The sequence below is a fragment of the Streptomyces sp. NPDC002328 genome (assembly GCF_042890065.1).
Lineage (GTDB): Bacteria > Actinomycetota > Actinomycetes > Streptomycetales > Streptomycetaceae > Streptomyces.
This window is the reverse complement of record NZ_JBIARQ010000015.1, coordinates 149277-174281: the sequence shown is the minus strand read 5'-3', so window position 1 is coordinate 174281 and position 25005 is coordinate 149277. Positions and strand designations below refer to the sequence as shown.

The following is a 25005-nucleotide window of genomic DNA, read 5'->3' as shown; positions in this document are numbered from 1 at the left end:
GAACAGGCGGGCTGGAGGCGCAGGCGGGCCGAGCGGGCGCGGGGGTCCGGGTCCCTCAGCTCCTCGGCCCCCGCAGGATCACCCCGATGTGCGCCGCCGCCGTGGACAAGTGGCGGCGGCTGTCGCGGAGTTGCTCCGCCGTCACGCCGTTGTCGCGGGCCGCGTCGCGGATGTCGTCCCGGAAGCGGTCCAGCAGGCGGTCCAGGTCGCGAGCCGGGTCCCCGCTCAAGTCCTCGTGGGCCCAGGCCGGTTCGTAGCCGGCCGGGAACTCCTCCGGCGCCTGCGAGTACGCCGGACGCGCGCTCGCCGCACTCTCCGCGCCGCCGGCACTCTCCGCGCCGCCGGCACTGCCGCCGGCGCCGGCACCAGCACCCGCAGGGGCGCCCCCACCCCCACCCCCACCGCCACCCCCGCGGCCGAATCCGAAGTCGCGGCCGAACTCCTTGCCGTAGTCCTTCCCGAACTCGCCGAACTCCTTGGCCAGTTCGGTCAGCCCCTCCCGCAGACCCGTCGGCCAGTCGCCCCGGGCGAAGTGGCTCTGGAACTGCTCCTGGACGCGCCGCGCTATGCGCTGCACCTCCTCCTGGGCCTGGGCGCGGGCCTTGTCCTGGGCCTCCTTGGCCTGGCGGTGCGCGCGCTGGGCCTCCTCGCGGGCCCGGCGGCTCTCGTCCTTGGCCCGGCGGGCCTGTTCCTTCCACTCCTGCTTGGCGCGGCGCATCTCCTCCTTGGCGACGCGCCACGACTCCTTGTCGCCCAGGTACGCGTGCGCGTCCGCGTCGGCGTCCGGGGCGCTGCGGGCCTCGGAGGCCGCCGCCCGCATCTCGCGCCGCAGGTCGCCCGCCGCGCCGCGCACATCGGCGCGGATCTCCGCGGCCAGCTCCGCGACGGACTCGCGGATCTCCAGCTCCAGGTCGGCCAGCTCGCCGCTGCGGTCGGCCAGTTCGGCCCGGCCCGCGTCGGTGATGGCGTACACCTTGCGGCCGCCCTCGGTGGTGTGGGTGACCAGGCCCTCGGCCTCCAGCTTGGCCAGCCGGGGGTAGACGGTGCCCGCCGACGGCGCGTACAGCCCCTGGAAGCGTTCCTCCAGGAGGCGGATCACCTCGTAGCCGTGGCGCGGGGCCTCGTCCAGCAGCTTCAGCAGGTAGAGGCGGAGGCGGCCGTGGGCGAAGACGGGGGGCATGTCAGAGCACCTTCTTGTCGGTCGTGCCGTCGGCCGGGCCGGCGGAGGGGGGTGAGCTCGCGTCGTCCGGGCCGGGACTGGAATTGTGCCCCGGGCCGGCGGGCGGCCCGTCGGCCGGAGGGGTGTCTTCCGCGGCCCAGGGGCCGTCCTCCTCGGCGGCCGGGCGGCGCAGCAGGGCGATCGAGCCGGAGACCGTGGTCGCCTTCAGTCGTCCGTTGCCCGTGCCGAGCCGGCCGGTGATCCGCTTGGCGCCCCACTGGCCGCTGACCCGTAGGTCCTCGAAGGCGTTGGACACCGTGCCGCTCGCCGTGTTCGCCTCGACCTCGGCGTCCGCCGGGTGGGGCAGCCGGATCGCGATCTCGCCCGACACGCTGGTCAGGCTGATGTCGGTGGGGCGGCTCGCCGGATCGAGGTCGACGATCATCGAGCCGCTCACGGAGTCGGCCTTCACCGAGGAGCCCGCCTCGACGACGGTCAGGTCCCCGGAGACCGAGTTGAAGCGCAGATCGCCGGTGAGGGCCTGGGCCTCCACGCTCCCCGAGACGGTGTCCGCGCGCACCGGCCCCGTCAGCCGCACCAGCGTGGTGTCACCGGAGACGCCCTTCACCTCGGCGTGCCCTTCGAGGCCGGAGACGACCGCCCCGGCGCTCACCGCGCCCACCGCCACCCGCGTGCGTGCCGGGACGGCCAGCGAGACGATGGCGCTGCGGCGCCAGCCCTTGCGGTCGAGCCACTTGAGGAACCCCTTCCACGGCAGGTCCTCGTACGCGACGGTCAGGACGCCGTCGCGATGGGTCACCACCAAAGGTGGCCCCTCGATGTGGGACACCTCCAGCCGGGCGGGACCGCCGTCGTCCGTGCCCACGACGTTCACCGTGCCGTTGACGACGCGTACGTGCAGCTCGCTGACCGGCTCGTCGAAGGCGAGCTTGCGCGGCTCGGCGACGGACCACTCGGACATGCAGACCTCCTAGACCGCGGGCGGACGCCCCACGGCGCGGCCCGACCCCAACCTGATCCGGACGCGAACGCACGACACGCCATATCGCGTCTCCCGTCAATCACGATATATCGCGGTCACGGAAAGTCAAGACACCCGAAAGGGGCACGGCCGGGCACGACAGGCTCAGGACAGGCTCACGAGATGCGAAAGGGGCGCCCCGAAGGGCGCCCCGCACAGCGACCGCAGCCGCCTCCGGCCTACGCGGCCGTGACCGACCGACGCGGCCTCACCTGCCTACTCTTCGTCCTCGTCGTCCAGCCGCGCCAGCCACGTCGCCAGACGTTCCACCGGCACCTCGAAGTCCGGATTCAGATCGACGAACGTCCGCAGCTGCTCGGCGAGCCACTCGAAGGTGACCTCCTCCTCGCCGCGCCGCTTTTCCAGCTCTTCGATGCCTCGGTCGGTGAAGTACATGGCTCAAGAATATGGGGCACTTGGCCATTTCGCGGTCTCGTCCGGATCCGCGCGAGAAGCTAGCCTCTTCGAGTTCGAGAGCCCGCGGGCGCGGGCAGAACGGCTGTGCGCGGGAGCGGAACGGCTCGGCGCGAGCGGTGCACAAGGGGCGGGGGAACCATGGACGAGACGCTGCGCGAGATCACGTTACCCGGGGGTCAGACGGTGCTGGCGCGGGTGACCCCGGCACCCGTGAGCACGCCGTCCGGCGGATACGGCTCCGACGACATCGACGTCGGAGTGGGGGAGAAGATCGCGGCGAAGCTGGAGCAGCTGGACGACCTGGTGCGCGGTGTGGGGCAGTCCGTGCTGGACGCGGCCCGCTCGGTGAGCCCCGACGAGGCCACGATCACCTTCGGCGTCGAGATCGTCGCCAAGCCGGGCAAGGCCGTCGCCGTGCTCGCCGACGGCGAGGCCAAGGCCTCCCTCCAGGTGAGCCTGCTGTGGAAGCTCGACGAGCGCCGCGCCGCGGCCGTCGGCGCGACCGACCCCCAGCCTTCCGCGGATGCCTGAGCCGTACGACGCCCACCTGGAATCACTGATCGAGAAGGCCACGGTCCACTTCCACTCCGCGCGCGACGGCGAGGAGGAGATGTGGGGCAGCGGCTTCTTCGTCGCGCCGGGCTGGATCCTGACCTGCGCCCATGTGCTGCTCGGCCGGATCGGGGAAGCGGGCGGGGACGAGTTCCGGGTGCGCGGTCCCGGGCTGTCCGACGGGCGTCCCCTGGCGGCGAGGCTGGAGGAGAGCCTCTCCCCGCACATCGGCCGGCGGCTCTCGGAGGGGGGCCGGGCGCTGCCCGTCGAGCAGGACCTGGCTCTGGTGCGGCTCCTCGACCCCTCCGTGCCGCACGAGTGCGTGTGGCTGAGCGACCGCTCCGTGCTCCCGCTCGGCGGTCGCCGCACGGTGTACGGGTACCTTCCCCTCGCCGACGGAGCGGCGCAGGCCTGGAAGGGAAAGGCCGACGTGGTCGCGGCCCACGGACCGTACACACTGCGGCTGGGGCCCACCAACGAGTTCCCGGGAGGCGTGTCCGGCGGCCCGGTGCTGGATCCCGCGACCGGCGCGGTCGTGGCCCTGATCAAGTCACGGCGCGGCGACCGTGACGGCGGGGTGTCGATCGCGGTGCCCCTCATGCGGCGGCTGGAGCGCTACCAGGACGTGGTCGCCGCGCACGACGAGTGGCACCACGAGCGTCGGCGGACCTCGTCGAACTGGATCAGCCGGCAGACGCAGCTGCCCGGCGCCCCGCCCCGGGGCGACGCGGATCAGTGGCATCCCCTGGACCGCCGGCAGGCGCTCGCGCTGCTGGCGGCCGTCGAGCCCGCCGACGCGTCGGACACGGTCGTACGGCTGGTGCGCGCCGCGCGCGGGGACGATCCGGTCGACCGCCGGCATCCGCCCGTCTCCTGGCGCGACGGTCACGGGCTGCTGGACGAGGAGGGCGATCCGCAGGACGCGTACGTCTTCCTGCGCTATCTCCGGCTCGTCCGGCTGTTCCTCGAAGGCCGGGAGCCGGAGGCCGGCGACGCCGTGCGACGGCTGGGCGACTGGATCGAGGAACGGTCGGTGGACCTCCGGGCGTCGACGCGCCGCATCGTGGAGGAGACCGAGCTGCCGGCGTCGCTCCTGCCGGTCGCCGAGCTGGCGGTCCGCACGCACCCAGGGCCGGGGGACCGCGGCGTCGTCGTGCTCGAACTCGAACCGCTCCACGAAGACCCCTCCCGGGTCTTCTGGACGCTGCGCGTGGACGACGGCGGGGAGAGCAGCGACGTGCCGTGCGCCGAGCAGACCTCGGGACCGGGCGTCGACATCCGGCACCTGCGGGAGGCGCTCGCGGGGCCGTTGGCCCAGGCCTTCGAGCTGGTCGACCGTCCGGAACTGCCCGCACCGCTCGAAGTCGCCCTGGACCTCTCCCACTTCGACACTCCCCTGCACGAGTGGCAGATCTACCCCTCCGCGCCGCTGTGGGACCGGGCGCGCCAGCAACTCCTGGGCGTGCGCCGCCCGGTGGTGATACGCGACCGCGAGCGCCGGGGCGTTCCGGCCGAATCCTGGGACGCGCGCTGGCACGGCATGGTCTCCTCCGGACGGCTGACCGCGCGGTACACCGTGTTCGGCGGGGAGCCGCCGGACGCGCGGCGGTTCGCCGAGATGCCCCCGGGAGAGGTCCCCGTCCAGTGTCGGCCCGCCGCCGCGGGAGCCGGCCGTACGGCGATGCGTCTGGCGCTGGACGCCGGTCACGGAGTGGCCCTGTGGTACTACGGCGGACACCCGGGGCAGGAGTGCGGACCCGCGTGCACGGAACTGGAGCGTTCCGCCGTGGGCTTCCTGGACGAGCTGCGCGACCCGGCTGAACTCCCCGACCACGTCCGCCGTATCAGAGAGCACATCAGCAAGGAGAGCACGCGCCACTGGGCCGACACGGTGGCCGTCCTCTATGACGACCCCCGTCGGCCGCTGCCGTCGGACGAGGGGGTGTTCGATGCCCCCTGAGTCCCGCCCGGCACAGGACGACACCGCAGAGCGGCTGGCCGGAAACCGCCCGGCGGATCGCCGCCGGAGGGTACGTTTTCAGGGGCCCGTTGTGGGCGCCGCTCGCCCCGGCCGTGACGTGCCGTGCCATCGATCGTCGACGAAAGGCAAGTCATGAGCGAGTGGCCGATCTATCGGGGAACGGGCGCCCCCGACCGGGCGCGTGTGGAGTTACTGCCGCCGCCTCCGCGCTGGCGCCGCTTCGACGGCGTGCCACTGGGCGAGGACGAGTACCGGGTGCCGGACATCGACAGTGCCTCGTCGCGCCGGCTGGGCGACAGGCCGCCCCTGCCCATCCAGGACCCCCGTGCCATCGAACTCATCAACGCCGCCCTGTACTTGAGGCGTCCCCTGCTGGTCACCGGCGAACCCGGCTCGGGGAAGAGCACCCTGGCCCACGCCCTCGCCCATGAACTCCAGCTCGGCCGGGTGCTGCAATGGCCCGTCGTCAGCCGCACGGAACTCAAGTCGGGCCTGTACACGTACGACGCGATCGGCCGGCTCCAGGACGCGCAGCTCGACCGCGCCGGGACCCAGGACACCGAGCAGTCCCACGGCCGCGACCTGTCGATCGGCCGGTACATCCGCCTCGGCCCGCTGGGCACGGCGCTCCTGCCGCTGGAACGGCCGCGTGTCCTGCTGATCGACGAACTCGACAAGAGCGACATCGACCTGCCGAACGACCTGCTCAACGTGGTGGAGGAGGGCGAGTTCGGCATCCCCGAGCTGGAGCGCATCGCCGACCGGCCGGGCGGCCGGACCGTGGGCGTCCTCACCGACGACGGACTGCGGGCGCCCGTCGCCGGCGGCCGGGTCCGTTGCCGCGCCTTCCCCGTGATCGTGATGACGAGCAACGGCGAACGCGAGTTCCCGGCCCCCCTGTTGCGTCGCTGCATCCACCTCCATCTCGACCCGCCGCGCGGCGACCGGCTCGCCGCCATGGTGCAGGCGCACTTCGGGGACGGCGCGGACCAGGAACACCGGGACCTCGTCGAGCTGTTCACGACCGACGGAGCGGGAACGGCGCGCCCGACCGACCAGTTGCTCAACGCGATCTTCCTGACCCAGCAGGTCGCGCCCCCGGACAGCCCCGGCCGTGCGGAGCTCGCCCGGCTGTTGATGGGCTCGCCCGACTCGGGGCAGCGGTGACCCGCGGTGACCGTCGCCGCATCGTTGGAGTCGCTGGCCCGTCGGCTGCGCGAGGCCCAGTTGACCCCGGACGCCGAGGAACTCGCGGACGCGCTCTGGCTCGCCCGTCACCTCCCCGGAACACCGCACGCACCGGGGGAGCCGTTCCCGGCCGACGCGGCCGACGCGGCCGACGCGGCGGACACGACCGACGCGGCTGACGAGCCCTCGTCGCCGTGGCCGGCCGCGACGCGTCCCGTCGGGCCGGCCCCGACCGCCTCCCTGGCCGTCCCGCAGCGACACCGGACCGGCGGCGTCGAACGCCGGTCACGGACCGCGGGCGGCGGCGCGGCCACCGAGGGCACGGCCGCCGGTGCGGGCGCGGTCGTGGAGACCAAGGTGCCCTCCGCCTCCGTACTGCCCGATCCGCTCGCCCTGCAACGCGCGTTGAGGCCCCTCGACCGCTACCGGCCGCCCTCGCGGCCCGCGTTCACCGTGCTGGACGAGGAGGCGACGGCGCAGCGGGCGGCCGACACGGGCCTGGTCGTGCCGGTGGCGTCGCGCGAGCACCGACGCGAGGCGCGCCTCCAACTCGTCATGGACGTCTCCTCGTCGGCCGTGGTGTGGCGGGACACCTTCACCGAACTGCTCCAGGTGTGCGAACGCGCGGGCGCCTTCCGGGAGATCCAGACGCACTACGTGCACGAGGGGGGCGGCGACGACGTCAGGGTGACGACCTCGCCCGACCCCGCCGCACCCGCCGACGGCCCCCGGCTGCTGCGCGACCCGAGCGGCCGCCAGCTCACCCTGGTGCTCAGCGACTGCGCCGGGCCGCTGTGGCGGGCGGGCCGGATGCAGCGACTGCTGTACGCCTGGGCCACCTGCGCCCCGGTCGCGGTGATCCAGCCACTGCCCCAGCGCATGTGGCGCGGCACCCATCTGCCGGCGTTCCCGGGCGAGCTGCGCCGCGGCGAAGGCCCGGCGGGCGGCCTGGAGTTCCGGTCCGAACGGGGCGTACGCCCCTCCGGCAGGGCCCTGCCGGTCCCCGTTCTCGCCCTGCGCCCCGCCTCCGTCGGCACCTGGGTCCGCCTGGTGTGCGACGCGACCGCGCAGCGGCTGTCCGCCTCCGCGGCCTGGGCCCGCGCCGACCATCCGGCGGCCGTCGCGCGTCCGCTCGCCGAACGGGAGATCAGTGCCCGCGACCGGGTCAGGGCCTTCCGCCGGAGCGCCTCGCAGGACGCGCGGCAACTCGGCGAATACCTGGCCACGGTCCCCCTCGTGCTGCCCGTGATGCAGTTGGTGCAACGGGCCATGCTTCCCGGCAGCGGCCCCGAGGCGATGGCGGAGGTCCTGCTCGGCGGACTGATGAAACGCGACGAGGCGGTCGCCGAAGGAGGGTACGAGTTCATCGAAGGGGTGCGGGAGGAACTCCTGCGCCATCTGCCCGGCGGCGAGGCCCGCCTGGTGCTCAAGCACAGCTCCTACTACGTCGAACAGCACTACGGCCGGTCCGCGCGGAACTTCCCCGCACTGGCCGCCGCCTACCTCTCCGGAGCGCCCGCCGCGCACCCCGTCGGGGAGGACGGCGCCGACGACCACCTGCTGCGCGCCTTCGCCAGGGTCACCTCACAGGTGCTCGCCCGCTACGGGCGGGTCCCCGTGGCCCCGCCCGGCGCGGGCCCGGCGGAACTCGCCTCCCGCGCGCACGTCCTGCTCACCCGGTACGCCGCCCAGAAGAGCGCACGCGACCTCGACGAGGGCATCGTCCTGCTGCGCCGCGCACTGGAGGTGGAACGCCGGCAGGCGGACCGGCGGGCGCTGCGCGGCCGGCTCGCCGGGGCGCTGCTGGACCGCTGGCTGGTGGCCGGCGCGGCCGACAACCTCAGGGAGGCGTACGAGGCGCTGCCCCGCCACCGCGAGAGCGCCCCGGCCGAACTGATCACGGAGGCGAGGATCCTGCTGCACCTCGCGGCCGGCCTGGAGACCGCGGGCGCGGCGGCGCCCACCCGGCCGCCGTCCCTCGACCGCGACCTGGGCGAACCGCAGGCCGGCCCGGAGCGGCTGGCCCTGCTCGCCTACGAGGAGGTGCGGCGGCGGCTGGAGGAGATCCCGCCGACCGCCGAGCCGTCGCTCGTGACCCGGGGCATCGAACTGCGGGCCACGGCGGTGCTGCACGCGGCGTCCCTGGTGACCCGCGCCGGAGCGGCAGTGCTCGGCCCGGCCGACGAGCCGCCGGGGGAGTGGGCCGCCCAGCGCTTCGCCCTGGCGGCCGGTCTGGCCACACAGCACCGGCTGCGCGACGAGCGGGCCGGCGCCAGGCTCTTCGAGGCGCGCGTGCTGCTCGCCCTGGCCCGGCACGGCTCGGGCCGCGGCGCCCTGCGCTGGGAACCCGACAGCACGCGGCGCGAACTGGCTTACCGCGCAGCCGAGTTGGCGGAAGTCGGCTTGCGCGAGGCGCTGCCGCTGTGCGCCGCAGAGGGGGCGCGCGCCGCCGAGCTCGCCAGGATCTGCCTGGACACGGCCGCCGCGCTCGACCTCACCCGGTCGGCGGCCCACGACCTCCCCGCCCGGCGGCGGATCGTCGACGCCCTCGACGAGGCCCTGGAGTACGCCGGTCACGACGAGCACCTGCGAGCGGTGTGCCTGGACCGGCTCGGCGAGGCCCACCTCACCACCTACGAGGTCACCGGGGACGCCGGCGACCTGGAGGCCGCCGTCCGCTCCTGGTGGCGCGCCACCGCGGCCGTGAACCGCGACGATCCGGCCCGCCCCCGGCTGCTGCACCGGCTCGGCCTGGCGCTGACGCGGTCGGCCGAGTGGAACGACGCCGTGCGCGTCCTGCGGACGGCCGTCGACGAGGTGTCCGAGCACGACCCCGAGCTGCCCCGCTACCGGGTGGAGCTCGGCGAGGCCCTCCTGCACCGGTATCTGGCCCAGGAGGGCCTCGCCGACCTCCACGAGGCCGACTGGATACTGGGCACCGCGGCCCGCGAGACGGACGACGACCTGCTCGCGGCGCGCGCCTGGCAGGTGCGCGCCCAGGCGGTGGCCCGGCTCGCCGAGCACACCTCCCGGGCATCGGCCTGGGACCGGGCCGCCGATCACCTGCTGCGGTCCGCCCGGCTCTACGCGGAGCAGGGGCAGCCCCACGCCGAGGCACGCGCCCGCGTGCTGCGGGGCCAGGTCCTGGCCAGGGCATCCGCCCCGGCGCGCGCCGCCGAGGAGTATGAGGCGGCGCTGCGCCTCCTCGGCGAGGCGGGACTCGGCGACGCGGACGAGGCGCGGCAGGTCCGCGACGCGCTCGGCTCCCTCCGGGCGGCCACCGAGGGCGACGCATGACCGCTCCCGCCGGCCCGGCCGACATACCCCTGCCCGTCTTCGAACGCCCCGCCGGCACCAGCCACCCCGTTCTCGCCGCGGTACTGGCGGAACTGCGCGAGCGGGAGGAGTCCGCCGAACCGCCGGCCGCCTACTACGCCGACTCGCCCGACCCCGCACCACCCGGCCCGCCGCCGCCCGGCCCCACCGGGGGCCGCGCCGTGACCGGGGGCGCGCCGTGACCGGGGGCGCCGTGGGGGGTGCGCCGTGACCGCCGACGGGTTCCGTCAGTTCGTCCTCAAAGTGCACAGCCGCTGCAACCTCGCCTGCACGTACTGCTACATCTACCGCTCCCCGGACCGCAGTTGGCGCGACCGGCCGCACCGGGTCGCCGAACGCACCATGCGGCGGACGGCCCACCGCGTCGCCGAGCACGCCCGGACCCACGCCCTCCGGGCCGTACGCGTCGACCTGCACGGCGGCGAACCGCTCCTGACGGGACCCGAGACCGCCCTCGCCTACGCGGACCTGGTGCGCACGGCCGCCCCGGACGGCACCGAGGTCACGGTCACCGTCCAGACCAACGGCACCCTCCTCACCGCCCCCGTCCTCGACCGGCTCGCGGACGCCGGCGTGCGGATCGGCCTCAGCCTCGACGGCGGCACCGCGCGCCTCAACGCACGCCGCGTCGACCACGCCGGACGCCCCTCCTGGCCCGCCGCCCGCGCCGCCGCCCGTCTCCTCGCGGAGCGCCGCCCGGACGCGTACGCCGGCATCTTGTGCACCGTCGATCCCGCCACCGACCCCACCGACGTCTACACCTCCCTGCGCGCCCTGGCCCCGCCCTCCCTGGACTTCCTGCTGCCGCACCGCAACTGGGGCGACCGCACGCCGGGACGCCACCGCCCCGCCCCCACGCCCTACGGGGACTGGCTGGCCACGGCCTTCGACCTGTGGTGGGCCGACCACGCCCCGGACCGGCCGCGGGTGCGGCTGTTCACCGACATCATGGCGCTGCTCCTCGGCGGCTCGTCCCGCTCGGACGCCGTCGGCCTGTCCCCGATGACCGCCGTCGTCGTCGAGACCGACGGCGGCATCGAACGGATCGACTCGCTGAAGACCGCCTTCGCGGGAGCGCCCGCCCTCGGCCTCGACGTCTTCCGCGACTCGTTCGACGACGCGCTGCGCCATCCCCGGATCGCGGCGCTGCGGGCCGGTGCGGCGGCGCTGGGCGAGGACTGCCGCGCCTGTCCGGTCGTCAGGGTGTGCGGCGGCGGGAGCCACGCCCACCGCTACGCCCCTCCCTCGGGCCACTTCCGCCACCCGAGCGTGCACTGTCCCGACCTGGAACACATCATCCGCCACGCCGCGGAACGTATGGGCGAGCAGCTCTCCGTGTCGCCAAGGAGTCTGGTTTAACGTGGAGTTGCCCACACGGACGTAGCTATCGGGTACGTCAGAAGGAGACCCCGGCATGCCACCCCCGTCCCCTCAGCGAGTCACGATCGTCTACGCGGGACAGTCCTGGTCCTGGGCCACCTGGATGGAGCACCGGCTCGCGCACGCCGGCGCGACGCCGGTGGCGGTCCGCTGGGATCCCCTGCACACCGAGCCGGACGCCGGCCGGCTGACCCGGCTGCTGGACAAGCCCGGCAAGCTGCTGCTCCTCATCGACGACTGGTTCGTGCGCTTCGACGACGCCCGCCGGCAGCGCTGGGCCGACGTGCTGGCCGAGGTCATGCCCGGGGAAGGGCACCGCGTCGCCGCCGTGTCCATCACCGCCGCCACCCTGCCGCCCGCCGCCGAACACCTCGGCCCCGTGCTGCCGCTGCGCGGCTTCGAGGCCGAACGGGCCTCCTCGGTGCTGCTCGAAGCGCTGGACATCGCCCCGCGCTCCGGCGGCCCGGTCAGCCTCGACCGCAACCGCGGACCGCGCTTCCCGGAGGACCGGCCGGACATAGACAACGCCCCCCGCCACAACCGGGACTTCACCGGCCGCGAACGCCTCCTGGAGAGCATCCACCAGGCGTTCACCGACGGCGGCGAAGGCACCCGCATCGCGCTCTGCGGACCTGGCGGCATCGGCAAGACCCAGACGGCGACCGAGTACGCCCACCGCTACAAGGGCGAGTACGACGTCGTGTGGTGGGTCCGCGCGGCGGTGCGCAGCCGGGCCCGGGAGGACTTCGCGCGGCTCGCCGACCGCCTGGGCGTCGAGCCCGACATCGGCGACGCCCTGCGCGGCCGGATCGAGGCGGCCAAGCGAGCCCTGCGCGACCGCGCCCGCTGGCTCGTCGTCCTCGACGGAGCGGAGGAGCCCGAGGACATCGAGCGGCTGCTGCCCGAGGGGCCCGGCCATGTGCTGGTCACCACCTCGCGCAGGGAGTGGCAGGGCTGGGTGCGGCCGGTGATCGACGTGCCGCCCTTCCAGCGGGAGGAGTCCGTCGACTTCGCGTGCCGACGCACCGGCCGGCTCACGCACGACAGCGCCGCCCGCCTCGCCGCCGCGGTCCAGGACCACCCGCTCCTCATGGACCAGACCGCGGCCTGGCTCGAGCTCAACGAGGCCGCGGACATCGACACGTACATCGACCGGCTGCGCGAGGGCGACCCGCACGTCGTGCCCGTCGTCTCCTCCGACGAGTACCGCCAGGCCTTCCAGGCCGCCTGGGCCCAGACCGTCAACACGCTGCGGGAGAAACACCCCAACGCCTACGAACTGCTGTCGCTGTTCGTCTTCTTCTCACCCGACCTGATCCCCCTGAACCTGGTCCAGTCGGCCCGCGCCGTCGACCTCCCCGACCACCTGGTCTCCCAGGTCACCGAACCGAGCAGCTGGAACGCGGCCCTGCGGGTGCTGTCCGAGGCGGCCTCGATGCGCGTCGAGTACGAGCAGGGGCCGATGGACATCCAGACCGTCGGAACGCTGCGGATGCACCGCCTGTTCCACCGCTTCGTGCGCGGTCACCTCAGCGCCGACGAGGCCCGCCAAGCGGCCGGCACCGCCCGCCGCGTCCTCGTCGCCGCCGACCCGCGCAGCCCCGGCCAGGCCATCCACTGGCCCCGGTACGCCGAGATCATCCCGCACCTGGAACCGACGAACGCGCTGAACTCCGGCGACGCGGACGTACGGGCCCTGGTGCTCAACTGCGTGGAATACCTGCGCGTCCGCGGCGAGTACAAGGCGGGACGGCAGCTCAGCGCGTCGGCGGTCGCCGCCTGGACCACCCTCGGCACCGGCACCGACCCCGCCGTGCTGCGCGCCGAGCACCAGCTCGCCAACATGGAGCGGCGCCTCGGCGACTACCGGCGGGCGGAGCACATCGGCCGCGACGTCCTGGCCCGGATCACGGCCGACCCGGAACGCAGCCCGATCCAGGTGCTGCGGGCGAAGAACGGCCTCGGCGGCACCCTGATGGCCCTCGGCAGGTTCGAGGAGGCCCGCCGGCTCTACGAGGAGGCCGAGCGGCAGGCCGCGGCCGACCTCGGCGACCTGGAGGTGCCGCGCACGCTCGACATCCGCGGCAACCTCGCCATCGTCCTGCGGCTGCTGGGCCGCTACGACGATTCGCTGCGCCTGCACCGGACCGTTCTGGAGGCGTACATCGCCCTCGGCGGCGGACGCGATCCGGCGACCCTGCTCGCCGGCCTCAACACCGCCTGGACGCTCCGGCTGCTGGGCCGGTACGGCGAGGCCCTGGACGTCCAGGAGCACAACCACCGCCTGCACGCCGACGCCCTGGGGCGCAACCACGGCCAGACCCTGATCGCCCAGCACAACCTCGCGCTGTGCCTGCGCCGGCAGGGATCTCACCAGCGGGCGCGGGCCCTGATGCGCGTGGCCCGCGACCGCATGCTGCGCCGGCACGGGCCCCGGCACCCCGAGACCCTGATGATGAGCACGGACTACGCGATGCTCCTGCGGGACATCGGCGAACTCGACGAAGCCCGCGAACTCGCCGAGTCCGCCCACGCCGAGTACACGAGCCTCCTGGGCGACGACCACCCTTATGTGGCCGGCACACGCGACGACTGCGCCCTCATCCAGGGAGATCAGGGAGACGTCACGGGGGCCCGGCCCCGGGCGGAGTCCGCGCGGGCGGCGATGGAGCGCGTCCTCGGCACCGCCCACCTGTGGTCCGTGGGCTGCGCGATGAACACCGCGACGGCTCTCGCCCGCACCGGGGAGCTGGAACGTGCGGTGGCACTGGGCGAGGACGCCCTGGCGCGGGCCCGCGCGGCGGTCGGGCCGACCCATGTCCTCACCCTGAACGTCGCGGCCGGACTGGCCCAGGACCTGGCGGCCTGCGGCCGGGAGGAGGACGCGGAGGCCGTGCGCCGGGAGGCGGTGGGCCCGCTGACCGAGCGCTTCTTCGAGGAGCACCGGCAGGTGCGCCCCCTGTTCGAGGGACGGCGGCCCTACTGGGACTTCGAACCGCAGCCGATCTGACGACACGGCCGCGGCGGCCGGGGGCGGAGACCGGGACGCGGATACCGGGACGCGGATACCGGGACGCACAAGGCGGAAGGCCCGCCCCGGACGAACCGGGGCGGGCCTTCCGCCTTCACTGCGCGGGCGGCGAGGCCTTACGCCTCGAACACCTCCCGCACCAGCTGCTCCTGCTCCGCCTGGTGCCGCTTGGCCGAGCCGACCGCCGGGGACGAGCCGTGCGGGCGCGAGATGCGGCGCAGGCGCTCACCGTGCGGGACGTCCGCGCCGACGGCCAGGTCCAGGTGGTCGATCAGGTTCAGGGCGATGAACGGCCAGGCGCCCTGATTGGCCGGCTCCTCCTGGGCCCACAGGTACTTCTCGGCGTTCGGGTACTTGGCGATCTCCGCCTGGAGCTCGGCGCCCGGCAGCGGGTACAGCCGCTCGATGCGGATGATCGCCACGTCCGTCGTGCCGCGCTTCTGCCGCTCGGCCTCGAGGTCGTAGTAGACCTTGCCGGCGCAGAAGACGACCTTGCGGACCGCGGCCGGGTCCACCGACGCGTCGCCGATGACCGGGCGGAACTGGCCCGTGGTGAACTCCTCCGCCTTCGACGCGGCGGCCTTCAGACGCAGCATCGACTTCGGGGTGAAGACGACCAGCGGCTTGTGGTGCGGGTTGTGCACCTGCCACCGCAGGAGGTGGAAGTAGTTCGACGGCAGGGTCGGCATCGCGACCGTCATGTTGTTCTGCGCGCACATCTGGAGGAAGCGCTCCGGGCGGGCGGACGAGTGGTCCGGGCCCTGGCCCTCGTAGCCGTGCGGCAGGAGCAGGGTGACGCCGGACGTCTGGCCCCACTTCTGCTCCGCCGAGGAGATGAACTCGTCGACGACCGTCTGCGCGCCGTTGACGAAGTCGCCGAACTGCGCCTCCCACAGGACGAGCGCGTCGGGGCGGGCCAGCGAGTAGCCGTACTCGAAGCCCATCGCCGCGTACTCGGAGAGCAGCGAGTTGTAGACGTTCAGCCGCGCCTGGTCCTCGGAGAGGTACATCAGCGGCGTGAACTCCTCGCCGTTCTCACGGTCGATGATGACCGCGTGGCGCTGGCCGAAGGTGCCGCGCTGGGAGTCCTGGCCGGCCAGGCGGACCGGGACGCCCTCCAGCAGCAGCGAGCCGACCGCTAGGGTCTCGCCCATGCCCCAGTCGATGGTGCCGTCCTCGACCATGGCCGCGCGGCGCTGGAGCTGCGGCAGCAGCCGCGGGTGCGCGGTGATGTGGTCGGGGATGTTGACCTGGGACTCGGCGATCCGCTTGACGACCTCGGCGGAGACGGCGGTGCTCACCGCGACCGGGAAGTTGTCCTGCCCGTCGCTGGAGCCGCCGGCGGCCGGCTGCGCGGTGGCCTCGCGGACCTCGGTGAAGACCTTCTCCAGCTGGCCCTGGTAGTCCTGGAGGGCCTGCTCGGCCTCTTCCAGGGTGATGTCGCCGCGACCGATGAGGGACTCGGTGTACAGCTTGCGCACCGAGCGCTTCTTGTCGATCAGGTCGTACATCAGCGGCTGGGTGAAGGCCGGGTTGTCCGACTCGTTGTGACCGCGGCGGCGGTAGCAGATGAGGTCGATCACCACGTCCTTGTTGAACGCCTGGCGGAACTCGAAGGCGAGCCGCGCGACGCGCACGACGGCCTCGGGGTCGTCGCCGTTCACGTGGAAGATCGGGGCCTCGATCATGCGGGCCACGTCCGTCGCGTACATCGAGGAGCGCGAGGACTCGGGGGCCGCGGTGAAGCCGACCTGGTTGTTGATGACGATGTGGACCGTGCCGCCGGTGCGGTAGCCGCGCAGCTGCGACATGTTCAGGGTCTCGGCCACCACGCCCTGGCCCGCGAAGGCCGCGTCGCCGTGGAGGGCCACCGGCAGGACGGTGAAGTCCGTGCCGCCCTTGTTGATGATGTCCTGCTTGGCGCGGGCGACGCCCTCCAGGACCGGGTCCACCGCCTCCAGGTGCGAGGGGTTCGCGACCAGGGAGACCTTGATCTGCTCGCCGTCGAGGCCTGTGAACGTGCCCTCGGCGCCCAGGTGGTACTTCACGTCGCCGGAGCCGTGCATCGACTTCGGGTCGAGGTTGCCCTCGAACTCCCGGAAGATCTGCGCGTACGACTTGCCGACGATGTTGGCGAGGACGTTGAGCCGGCCGCGGTGGGCCATGCCGATGACGACCTCGTCGAGACGGGACTCCGCCGCCGAGTCGAGGACCGCGTCCAGCAGCGGGATGACGGACTCGCCGCCCTCCAGGGAGAAGCGCTTCTGGCCGACGTACTTCGTCTGGAGGAAGGTCTCGAAGGCCTCCGCCGCGTTCAGGCGGCGCAGGATGCGCAGCTGCTCCTCACGCTCCGGCTTGCTGTGCGCGCGCTCGATGCGGTCCTGGATCCAGCGGCGCTGCTTCGGGTCCTGGATGTGCATGAACTCGACGCCGGTCGTACGGCAGTACGAGTCACGCAGGACGCCGAGGATGTCGCGGAGCTTCATCAGGGACTTGCCCGCGAAGCCGCCTACCGCGAACTCGCGCTCCAGGTCCCACAGGGTGAGCCCGTGCTCGGTGATGTCCAGGTCGGGGTGCTTGCGCTGGCGGTACTCCAGCGGGTCGGTGTCGGCCATGACGTGGCCGCGGACCCGGTAGGAGTGGATCAGCTCGAAGACGCGGGCGGCCTTGGTGACGTCGTCGTCGTGGCTGGCGTCGATGTCCTTGAGCCAGCGGACCGGCTCGTAGGGGATGCGCAGCGCCTCGAAGATCTCGTCGTAGAAGCCGTTCTCCCCGAGGAGGGAGTTGGCGACGACGCGGAGGAACTCGCCGGAAGCGGCGCCCTGGATGACCCGGTGGTCGTAGGTCGACGTGAGCGTCATGACCTTCGCGATGCCGAGCTTGTTCAGGGTGTCCTGGCTGGTGCCCTGGAACTCGGCCGGGTAGTCCATCGAGCCGACGCCCATGATGACCGACTGGCCGGGCATCAGACGCGGCACGGAGTGGACGGTGCCGAGGCCGCCGGGGTTGGTCAGGGAGACCGTGACGCCGGTGAAGTCGTCCATCGTCAGCTTGCCGTCGCGGGCGCGGCGGACGATGTCCTCGTAGGCCTGCCAGAACTCGAAGAAGTTCAGCGTCTCGGCCTTCTTGATGCCCGCGACGACCAGCTGACGGTCGCCGTTGGGCTTCACCAGGTCGATGGCGAGGCCGAAGTTGACGTGCGGCGGCTTGACGAGGGTGGGCTTCCCGTCCTTCTCCGCGTAGTGCCAGTTCATCGACGGCATGGCCTTGATGGCCTGCACCATCGCGAAGCCGATCAGGTGCGTGAAGGAGATCTTCCCGCCCCGGGCGCGCTTCAGGTGGTTGTTGATGACGATGCGGTTGTCGAACAGCAGCTTCACCGGGACCGCGCGCACGGACGTGGCCGTGGGCAGCTCCAGGGAGGCGTTCATGTTCTTGGCGACCGCGGCGGACGGGCCGCGCAGCGTCACGTACTCCGGCCCCTCGGGGGCGCCGGCGGAACCGGCGGCGGGAGCGGCCTTCGCGGCGGGCTTGGCGGCCGCCGGAGCGGCGGGCGCGGCCGGGGCGGCCTTCGCGGGCGCCGGGGCGGCCTTCGCCGGAGCGGCGGCGGCCGGAGCGGCGGCGGCCGGAGCGGCCTGCGCCGGGGCGGCGGCCGCGGGCTTCGCGGCGGCCGGGGCCGGCGCGGGAGCCGGGGCGGCGGGAGCCTGGGCCTGGGCCGGGGGCGTGGTGGTGGTCCCTGCGGCCCCCGCGGCCGCAGTACCCGCCGGAGCCGGAGAGCTGGCGGCCCCCGGCTTGTAGTCGGCGAAGAAGTCCCACCAGGCACGGTCTACCGAATTCGGGTCCTGGAGGTACTGCTGATAGATCTCGTCGACGAGCCACTCGTTCGGACCGAACGCCGCAGCGGGGTTCTTGCCCGCTTGGTCTGCGTCGGTCGAGATGCTCGAGTTACTGGGGGACTGTGGCGACACGGCGGCAACCGCCCTCTTCCGCTTCACAAGGTGATGGACAGCGGGAATAAAGGCTACGCCTCCCAGCGGGTGAAGGTCAGGCCGGGCTGCCGCATCGTCGCGTAAGTCACATCTTCAAGCGCGTTTCGGGGGTTGAAACGGCGGGAAACAAGCGCAGTTGCGCTGCAAAAGGAAACGTTTGATTCAGGTCGCGCACGCCGAGCGTGCGGACCGCGGGGGCACCCGCGCCGACCTGCGCCGGCGCGCCGCCTGATCACACGTGTCCACCTGCCGTCGGCCGGCGGGGACGCCCGTGGATCTTGTGGCTCCGGTTCGCACTTTACGTCAACTTGGCACGGATGGCTCTCCCGGAAGAGTGATAAGAATCCGGCAGCCACGCTCGGATTCGGCCACTCCGATCCGGCCCCCGTGCAGATCGACCGCCCAGCGGGCGATCGCCAGGCCCAGCCCCGTGCCTCCGTCGCTGCCCGGCCCGTGCGGCCGGCGGACGGCCCCGCGGTTGAACCGCTCGAAGACGCGGTGCCACTCGGAGCGCGGTATGCCGGGGCCCTCGTCCAGCACCTCCAGCTCCAGCGACTCCGGCAGCCGGCCCCTGCGCGCCTTGACCGTCACCCGGCCGTGCGGCGGACTGTGCTTGACCGCGTTGTCGATGAGATTGGCGACGACCTGGTGGATGCGCTCGGGGTCCGCGTGCGCGGTCAGCTCCGGCGGGGTCACGTCCAGGTGCAGATGGACGTCCGTACGCGTGTGGCTGCCGCCCGAGCCCATCGTCGCGCGCGCCGAGGCGACCATGTTGGCCTCCTTCAGCACCCCCGACAGATACGGCCACACCTCGAACCGCCGCTTGCGCAGCGGCACCACGCCGTTGTCCAGCCGGGACAGGTCGAGCAGGGTCTCCACCAGCCGGCCGAGCCGCTCCGTCTGCTTCAGGGCCGTGCGCATCGTCTCGGGGTCGGCCTCGGCGATGCCGTCGACCACGTTCTCCAGGACCGCGCGCAGTCCCGCGATGGGCGTGCGCAGCTCGTGGGAGACGTTGGCCACCAGCTCCTTGCGCTGGTTGTCCTGGGCCTCCAGCTCATCGGCCATGACGTTGATCGTCTGGGCCAGGTCGCCCAGCTCGTCGCGGCGGTTCTCGCTGACGCGGCGGGTGTAGTCGCCGTGCGAGATGGCCCGCGCGACCTTGTTCATCTCGTCCAGCGGCGCGGTGAGCGAATGCGCCACGAACTGCGTGATCAGCAGTGTGGCGATCATCGAGAAGACCGTGATGAAGCGCAGCTCCGTCTCGGTGCGCATGGCGATCATCATCAGTCCGGTGGTGATCAGCACCGAGATGACGACCAGCGCGCCGAGCTTCGTCTTGATCGAGAACGGGCGCACTCCGCCCCAGGGCTCCTTGGGTCCTCTCGGTCCGTCCGGCCCGGCGGTCATGGCGTCGGGGTCTCCAGCGCGTAGCCCACGCCGTGCACCGTGCGGATCCGCTCCGCGCCGATCTTCCGCCGCAGCGCCTTGATGTGGCTGTCGACGGTCCGGGTGCCGGAGGCGTCCGCCCAGTCCCACACCTCCGCGAGGAGCTGCTCACGGGAGAGCACCGCGCGCGGGGTGTTCGCCAGGCAGACCAGCAGGTCGAACTCGGTGGGCGTCAGGTGCACGTCCTCCGAGCGCACCCGCACCCGGCGCTGCGCGTGGTCGATCTCCAGTTCGCCCAGGCGCAGGATGCCCGAGCGGGGCGTGGTCGCCGCGATCGCGGCCCGCTCCACGCGGCGCAGCAGCACGTGCACGCGTGCCGCCAGCTCCCGCATGGAGAACGGCTTGGTCATGTAGTCGTCGGCGCCCACGCCGAGCCCGACCAGCATGTCGGTCTCGTCGTCGCGCGCGGTGAGCATCATCACCGGCACCGGGCGGGCCGCCTGCACTCTGCGGCAGACCTCCAGACCGTCGAAGCCGGGCAGCATGATGTCGAGGATCAGCAGGTCGGGCTGCCAGGCCTCGGCGGTGTCGACGGCCGAGGGGCCGTCGCCGGCCGTTTGCACGAGGAATCCCTCGGCGCGCAGGCGGGCCGCGATGGCCTCGACGATGGTCGGGTCGTCCTCGACCACCAGAACGCGGCGCTGCGCGCCCGGGGTCGCCGTCGTCGTGCCGTTGTGCGAGGTGTGTGTCTGCTCCATCGCCCGCCCCTGGGGTGCTGTGCCGGGATCCGTGGGGTGATCCCTTGTCTGCTGTCTGCGCATGACTGCGGTTGACGCGTGAATGATCTGCGTCAGGGCAGCAGCGTACGGGGAGCCGTCGCGGCTTTGCTATCCAGGTCGAACGGCGAGATGCACGATGTCGGGCGCTCCCCGGGCAACCGGCACCTCTTCGGTACGCACCTGCTGGAACCCGGCATTCCTCAGAGTTCGCTCGAATTCCGTGGAGGGTTGTGCGGACCACACCGCGAGCACCCCACCGGGTCTCAACACCCGTGTACAGCCTGTGAGTCCGGCCCGGGAGTAGAGGTCTCCGTTGCCCTCGGTGACCGTCCAGCCGGGCCCGTTGTCGATGTCGAGGCACAGCGCGTCGAATGTGGCGTACGTCTCATTGACGTAGTCGAGCAGGTCCGATTCCACGATCTCCGTGCGCGGGTCGGCGAGCGCGGGGCCCGAGATCGCGGCGAGCGGGCCGTCGCGATGCCAGTCGACGACGGCGCGCTCGCGCTCGACGACCGTGATGCGGCCCCAGCGGGGGTCGGCGGCGGCGTGCGCGAGCGAGAAGCCGACGCCCAGGCCGCCGATCAACACCTCCGGGGCGGGACGGCCGTCCAGCGCGGCCAGCGCCGCGTCGACGAGCAGCCGCTCCGAGCGGCCGTCGGAGGTGTCCATCAGGAAGCAGCCGTTGGCGATGATCTGGAGCAGCTCCCCGTGCCGGCGCAGCACGACCTCGCCGTAGGGGCCCTCGCGGCGGTCCAGGACCTCGGGTAAGTCGTCGGAGACGCGCATCCGCCCATCGTGGCACCCGCCGGCGCCCGCCGGAGGAAACCTCGGAGATTGCTGTGAATCGGGCGCGCCGTGGCGTCCGTCACAGACAGGCATGCCGGGCGCGGCGAAGGGTGAAACGGAACGGAGGAATCGGAAGGAGCGCCTCATGGTGGAACCACGGAGGGAACGCTTCGCGGTGGAGCCACGGAGGGAACGCTTCGCGGTGGAGCCACGGAGGGAACGCTTCGCGGTGGAGCCACGGAGGGAACGCCCCGTGGCGGAGCCCGCGAGCCCGCCCCTCACGGACGCCTCCCTCCTTCCCGACGCCTCCCTCCTGCTGGACGGGGTCCCGCGCCAACGCGCCCCCGAACTCCCCGCACCGCCCGCCGCCCTCGAACCCCGGCCCGGGGCGCACCCGCGCGCGGGACTGCGCACGGCCCTGCGCCCCTGGCGGCTGCTCCCCACCCCCACCGGCACCCCCTTCACCTTCGCCTACGCCCTGATCCTCGCCGTCACCTCCTACATCACCGCCCACGCCGACTCCGCCCTCGTCCACGCCCTGCACCAGGGCTCCAGCACGGACGTCGCCCATCTGCTGCGCACGCCGGTACTGGTGCTGGCGGCCAGCGCGCTGTGGGCGGCCGGCGGGATCGCCTCGCCGTTCACGCTCGGCTTCCTGCTCGTGCTGACCGCGCTGGAGCGGCGCATCGGCGGGCTGCGCACGGCCGGCGTCTTCCTGCTCGGCCATGTGATGGCCACCCTGGCGACCGAGGTCCCCGTCGGCCTCGCCGTCCTCGTCGGCCACCTCCCCGAGACCTCCCTGCACCGCCTCGACTACGGCATCAGCTTCGGAGTCGCCGCGAGCGCCGGCGCCCTCGCCGGCCTGCTGACTCCCTGGCTGCGCTGGCCGCTGCTCGCCGTGTTCGGGGCCATGCTGCTCCAGGACCTACTGGCCCTCACGGACCCCCTGACGAACTGGGGACACCTGATCGCCCTGCTCATCGGACTCGCGACCTGGCCGTGGATACGGGGCCGGTGGCCGGCTCACTCGGCGGGCGGCACGAAGGCGTTGTAGCCGCCGGCCGCGTCCAGTTCGTTGAGCGTGCCGTGGAACACGACGCGCCGACGGTGCAGCACGGTGGCGTCCGCGCAGACGCCGCGTACGTCCTCCGCCATCAGGTGCGTCGACAGCAGGACGCACGACGTACGGCCCAACTCGCGCACCAGGGAGTGGAATCGGGCCCGCTGCCCCGGGTCCAGGCCGACCGTCGGCTCGTCCAGGATCAGCAGCTCGGGCGAGTTGACGACGGCCTGGGCGATGCCGACGCGCTGCTTCTCCCCGCCCGAGAGCCGGCCCAGCCGTCGCCGGAGCAGGTCGCCCAGCTCGACCGCCCGCGCGGCCCGCTCCACCGCCGCCGGGATCTCGTCGCCGGACATCTCCCGCAACCAGGCCGCGTACACGAGGAAGTCACGGACCGTGTAGCCGCGGGGTACCCCGAACTCCTGTGGGAGGTAGCCGAGTCGGCGCCGGATCTCCTGCCGTGTCGCCGGGATGCGGGGGTCGCGGTCCAGGAGGGTGACGCCGCCCTCGGTGGGCGCGGCGGCCGTCGCCAGGATCCGAAGCAGGGTGGTCTTCCCGGCGCCGTTCGGCCCGAGCAGCGCGTGCACCCCGGGCCCGAGGCGGAGATCCACGCCGTCCAGGACGAGGGTGCGACGGCGTCGTACGCACAGCCGTTCCGTGTGGATCACCGGGCCCCCAGGCGGCCGAAGGCGTGCCGGCGCAGCACGAGCAGCTCGGCGAGCACGGCGGACACCGCGCCGAACACGATCGCGCCGCCCGCCTGCGCGAACTGCTCCTGGACGTCTCTCAGGGCGAGGAGGATCCGGTGGTGCGTGTCGCCCCGGTACTGCTGGGTCAGCGGTTTCGCCAGGACGTACACCAGCAGCAGCCAGCCGCCTCCGGTCGTCAGGGCCGCCGCCCAGCTGCCCCAGTAGGAGCTGAGCAGCAGCGTCGCCAGAGTCACGGTGAGACAGGGCAGCAGCCAGCCCGCCGAGGTGTACGGCGACAGGCCCGCGCGCGGCATCGCCGCCGCCGCGCCCGTGAGCAGCGGCACGCACACCACCAGCGTCTGCGTGGTGCGCAGCAGCAGGATGCGCAGCCCGCCGGCCGGGGTGGTCCGGGTGACCTCGGCGAACGGATCGGCCCGGCCGCCGTAGCTGCCGGCCACACAGAGCACGGGCAGCACCGGCGCGAGGAACAGCAGCATCAGCCGGGGCGCCGAGGAGTGACTGACATGCCCGAACAGCACGCCCAGCCCGGACACGCAGACGACGGCCATGAGCCAGGGCAGCCGCAGAGCCCGGGTGGCGGCGAGCGCGGGCGGGAGGCGGCGGCGGGTCCGCGCGGGGGGCGGCGTGAGGGCCGGTGCGGGGGAGGGCACGGGGGCCGGCGCCGGGGCGGGCAGTGGTGGCGGCCCGCCGGTGACGCGGTTCAGCAGCGCGGTGTGCAGGGTGTCGAGCCGGGCCGCGTGCTCGCCCCGCCGGACGACCGCCGCCACCGCGTCCGCGCAGGAGCCGCAGCTGAGCAGGTGGGGTTCGGCGTGACGGCGGAGGCGGGGGGTGAGACGGCCCTCGGCGTAGGCGATGAGCCAGGGGGCGGGCAGGTGGTGGGAAGGGGCGGGGGGAAGGGGCCGGGCGGTCCGGTGTTCGGTCATGGGGCGGTCCCGTTCGGGAGGGGCGGGAGAGACGGGTAAGGGGGCAGGCGGCTTTCTTCGGCCCAGATCACCGCGAAGTAGCGGCTCAGCCAGGCGGCGCGGACGTCGGGGACCAGGGCGTCGAGACGGGAGATCACGGGCCGGAGGAACGGATGCGGCCGTCGTTCGCGGTACTCGACGGGCAGGAGCCACTGGGTGACGGCGTCGACGACGATTTGGTCGGCGGCGGAGCGGCAGCAGCCCATGCCCGCCATGTACCGCGCGACGATCCGGAAGCGCTGCTCCCTGGTGGCGCTGAGCGAGACTTCCATCGTCCAGCCCTTCGCCGCGGGCAGGTCGCCCACGAGGGTCTCGGCGGTGCCCAGATAGTGAGTGGGCGCGCCCCGCACTCCGGACAGGCGCTGCCCGAAGTGGGCGGCGACCTGGGCCAGTTCGTCTCTGTACGCCGTGCGGTCGTCCGACAGGCAGACCGCGGGCACATCGGTGGAACAGCGGACGGCGATGGTCCCGACGCCCGCGTCGACGTCGCCCGTGCGCAGGGGATCGAGCAGGGCGAGCGGCGCCAGACAGACGAGCAGGAGCACGGCGAGGCGCGGCTGCCGCGCCCGCAGGGCGAGGACCGTCGCGGTCACGAGCAGGAGTGCGGCCAGGGTGACCCAGGGCAGCCAGGCGGGGGTGAGGGGCTCCACGTAGTCCGGCTGATACCCCTGGGGTACCTCGGCCGTCGTGTACGGCCGCGTGGAGGGGAACTCGAAGCCGAGCACGTCACCATCGAGATCGGTGACCATGTACGGCCACACCGCCGCCGCTCCCGCCGGCAGCGGCACGACCCGCTGCGGCAACAGTGCGCCCACGACGTGCGCGGCACCCGTGGCGGCGGCCAGGGCGAGGAGCGCGTAGGCCGCCAGCAGGAACGGCGGACGCCCTGCCGTGGCGGTCGGCCAGGTCGTCGCCAGCACGACCAGGGCTCCCGTGCCGAACACGGCCGTCGGCCACAGCAGAGAGGGCGCGAGGGAGAGCAGGGCCCGGGGCCACGGGCCGCGCGCGGAGGTGTCACCGGTCCACTCGGCGCGGGCCCGCGGGTCCGTGCCGCCCTGCCAGCAGGCGATCGCCATGGCGAAGGGCGTGAACTGGATCAGGGCCAGGTGGATCGTCCGCGCGGCGTCGAACCAGTCGCCGGTCGCGTCGGACGCGGTGACCGAAGCGGCCAGCAGCGCGGCGAGGAGGGCCGCGCCCACGGGCCAGACCCCGCGTATGAGCCGGGTCCGCAGCACACCGTGTCCCCG

The 25005-nt window shown here is 73.3% G+C and carries 18 protein-coding genes; 8 read left to right on the top strand and 10 right to left on the bottom strand.

The window, feature by feature from the left end:
- Nucleotides 1-55: 55 nt before the first annotated feature.
- From ACFYX4_RS30735 to ACFYX4_RS30725, 3 genes are all read right to left on the bottom strand, one after another.
- On the bottom strand, nt 56-1180 hold the full coding sequence (locus ACFYX4_RS30735) for a helix-turn-helix transcriptional regulator (RefSeq protein ID WP_389340126.1): 1125 nt from the start codon (nt 1178-1180) through the stop codon (nt 56-58).
- Between the two features lies 1 nt (nt 1181).
- Nucleotides 1182-2141 (bottom strand): DUF4097 domain-containing protein, encoded by a 960-nt coding sequence (locus tag ACFYX4_RS30730; protein WP_389340124.1) that lies wholly within the window; start codon nt 2139-2141, stop codon nt 1182-1184.
- Between the two features lie 276 nt (nt 2142-2417).
- Nucleotides 2418-2597, bottom strand: a complete 180-nt coding sequence (locus ACFYX4_RS30725) for a DUF6104 family protein (protein WP_023586593.1) — start codon at nt 2595-2597, stop codon at nt 2418-2420.
- Between the two features lie 159 nt (nt 2598-2756).
- On the opposite strand from ACFYX4_RS30725, the gene ACFYX4_RS30720 reads away from it, so the two are divergent.
- From ACFYX4_RS30720 to fxsT, 7 genes are all read left to right on the top strand, one after another.
- Nucleotides 2757-3149 (top strand): CU044_2847 family protein, encoded by a 393-nt coding sequence (locus ACFYX4_RS30720; RefSeq protein WP_389340121.1) that lies wholly within the window; start codon nt 2757-2759, stop codon nt 3147-3149.
- Entirely contained in the window at nt 3142-5130 is a 1989-nt protein-coding gene (locus ACFYX4_RS30715; RefSeq protein WP_389340119.1) for a trypsin-like peptidase domain-containing protein, read from the top strand. Before ACFYX4_RS30720 ends, ACFYX4_RS30715 begins: the two co-directional genes overlap by 8 nt.
- Nucleotides 5131-5283: 153 nt before the next feature.
- Nucleotides 5284-6318 carry an AAA family ATPase gene (locus tag ACFYX4_RS30710; protein WP_389340117.1) on the top strand — a complete coding sequence of 345 codons (1035 nt, stop codon included), beginning with the start codon at nt 5284-5286 and terminating at the stop codon, nt 6316-6318.
- Nucleotides 6319-6324: 6 nt separating this feature from the next.
- Nucleotides 6325-9636 carry an SAV_2336 N-terminal domain-related protein gene (locus tag ACFYX4_RS30705; protein WP_389340115.1) on the top strand — a complete coding sequence of 1104 codons (3312 nt, stop codon included), beginning with the start codon at nt 6325-6327 and terminating at the stop codon, nt 9634-9636.
- A complete protein-coding gene (locus tag ACFYX4_RS30700; protein ID WP_389340113.1) occupies nt 9633-9857 on the top strand; it encodes a hypothetical protein in 225 nt (74 codons plus the stop codon). Before ACFYX4_RS30705 ends, ACFYX4_RS30700 begins: the two co-directional genes overlap by 4 nt.
- Nucleotides 9858-9882: 25 nt before the next feature.
- Nucleotides 9883-11034 (top strand): FxsB family cyclophane-forming radical SAM/SPASM peptide maturase, encoded by a 1152-nt coding sequence (locus ACFYX4_RS30695; RefSeq protein WP_389340111.1) that lies wholly within the window; start codon nt 9883-9885, stop codon nt 11032-11034.
- Between the two features lie 55 nt (nt 11035-11089).
- A complete protein-coding gene (fxsT, locus tag ACFYX4_RS30690) occupies nt 11090-14065 on the top strand; it encodes an FxSxx-COOH system tetratricopeptide repeat protein (RefSeq protein ID WP_389340109.1) in 2976 nt (991 codons plus the stop codon).
- Nucleotides 14066-14202: 137 nt separating this feature from the next.
- On the opposite strand, the gene ACFYX4_RS30685 is transcribed toward fxsT, so the two are convergent.
- The 4 genes from ACFYX4_RS30685 to ACFYX4_RS30670 form a co-directional block, all read right to left on the bottom strand.
- Nucleotides 14203-18054: a multifunctional oxoglutarate decarboxylase/oxoglutarate dehydrogenase thiamine pyrophosphate-binding subunit/dihydrolipoyllysine-residue succinyltransferase subunit gene (locus ACFYX4_RS30685; protein WP_389340107.1), complete on the bottom strand. Its 3852-nt coding sequence runs from the start codon at nt 18052-18054 to the stop codon at nt 14203-14205.
- Between the two features lie 324 nt (nt 18055-18378).
- Complete coding sequence (locus ACFYX4_RS30680; protein WP_389340105.1) at nt 18379-19482, bottom strand: sensor histidine kinase; 1104 nt, start codon at nt 19480-19482, stop codon at nt 18379-18381.
- Nucleotides 19479-20219 carry a response regulator transcription factor gene (locus ACFYX4_RS30675; RefSeq protein ID WP_389340103.1) on the bottom strand — a complete coding sequence of 247 codons (741 nt, stop codon included), beginning with the start codon at nt 20217-20219 and terminating at the stop codon, nt 19479-19481. Before ACFYX4_RS30675 ends, ACFYX4_RS30680 begins: the two co-directional genes overlap by 4 nt.
- A gap of 129 nt (nt 20220-20348) precedes the next feature.
- Nucleotides 20349-21026 carry a spermidine synthase gene (locus ACFYX4_RS30670; RefSeq protein ID WP_389340101.1) on the bottom strand — a complete coding sequence of 226 codons (678 nt, stop codon included), beginning with the start codon at nt 21024-21026 and terminating at the stop codon, nt 20349-20351.
- 253 nt (nt 21027-21279) lie between these two features.
- Here ACFYX4_RS30670 and ACFYX4_RS30665 point away from each other — a divergent pair, with 253 nt between their 5' ends.
- Entirely contained in the window at nt 21280-22080 is an 801-nt protein-coding gene (locus ACFYX4_RS30665) for a rhomboid-like protein (protein ID WP_389340099.1), read from the top strand.
- On the opposite strand, the gene ACFYX4_RS30660 is transcribed toward ACFYX4_RS30665, so the two are convergent.
- From ACFYX4_RS30660 to ACFYX4_RS30650, 3 genes are read right to left on the bottom strand one after another with little or no spacing between them, the layout of a single operon-like run.
- Nucleotides 22050-22754, bottom strand: coding sequence for an ATP-binding cassette domain-containing protein (locus ACFYX4_RS30660; protein ID WP_389340097.1), 705 nt, complete (start codon nt 22752-22754; stop codon nt 22050-22052). The two genes, ACFYX4_RS30665 and ACFYX4_RS30660, sit on opposite strands and share 31 nt — an antisense overlap.
- On the bottom strand, nt 22751-23719 hold the full coding sequence (locus ACFYX4_RS30655) for a hypothetical protein (RefSeq protein WP_389340095.1): 969 nt from the start codon (nt 23717-23719) through the stop codon (nt 22751-22753). The genes ACFYX4_RS30660 and ACFYX4_RS30655 overlap by 4 nt, the downstream gene beginning before the upstream one ends.
- Nucleotides 23716-24993: a hypothetical protein gene (locus ACFYX4_RS30650; RefSeq protein ID WP_389340093.1), complete on the bottom strand. Its 1278-nt coding sequence runs from the start codon at nt 24991-24993 to the stop codon at nt 23716-23718. The genes ACFYX4_RS30655 and ACFYX4_RS30650 overlap by 4 nt, the downstream gene beginning before the upstream one ends.
- Nucleotides 24994-25005: the final 12 nt, after the last annotated feature.

What these genes read in the sequence shown, in the direction of transcription:
- ACFYX4_RS30735 (WP_389340126.1), bottom strand. Translation starts at nt 1,180, where the DNA reads ATGCCCCCCGTCTTCGCCCACGGCCGCCTCCGCCTCTACCTGCTGAAG.
- ACFYX4_RS30730 (WP_389340124.1), bottom strand. Translation starts at nt 2,141, where the DNA reads ATGTCCGAGTGGTCCGTCGCCGAGCCGCGCAAGCTCGCCTTCGACGAG.
- ACFYX4_RS30725 (WP_023586593.1), bottom strand. Translation starts at nt 2,597, where the DNA reads ATGTACTTCACCGACCGAGGCATCGAAGAGCTGGAAAAGCGGCGCGGC.
- ACFYX4_RS30720 (WP_389340121.1), top strand. Translation starts at nt 2,757, where the DNA reads ATGGACGAGACGCTGCGCGAGATCACGTTACCCGGGGGTCAGACGGTG.
- ACFYX4_RS30715 (WP_389340119.1), top strand. Translation starts at nt 3,142, where the DNA reads ATGCCTGAGCCGTACGACGCCCACCTGGAATCACTGATCGAGAAGGCC.
- ACFYX4_RS30710 (WP_389340117.1), top strand. Translation starts at nt 5,284, where the DNA reads ATGAGCGAGTGGCCGATCTATCGGGGAACGGGCGCCCCCGACCGGGCG.
- ACFYX4_RS30700 (WP_389340113.1), top strand. Translation starts at nt 9,633, where the DNA reads ATGACCGCTCCCGCCGGCCCGGCCGACATACCCCTGCCCGTCTTCGAA.
- fxsT (WP_389340109.1), top strand. Translation starts at nt 11,090, where the DNA reads ATGCCACCCCCGTCCCCTCAGCGAGTCACGATCGTCTACGCGGGACAG.
- ACFYX4_RS30680 (WP_389340105.1), bottom strand. Translation starts at nt 19,482, where the DNA reads ATGACCGCCGGGCCGGACGGACCGAGAGGACCCAAGGAGCCCTGGGGC.
- ACFYX4_RS30675 (WP_389340103.1), bottom strand. Translation starts at nt 20,219, where the DNA reads ATGGAGCAGACACACACCTCGCACAACGGCACGACGACGGCGACCCCG.
- ACFYX4_RS30670 (WP_389340101.1), bottom strand. Translation starts at nt 21,026, where the DNA reads ATGCGCGTCTCCGACGACTTACCCGAGGTCCTGGACCGCCGCGAGGGC.
- ACFYX4_RS30655 (WP_389340095.1), bottom strand. Translation starts at nt 23,719, where the DNA reads ATGACCGAACACCGGACCGCCCGGCCCCTTCCCCCCGCCCCTTCCCAC.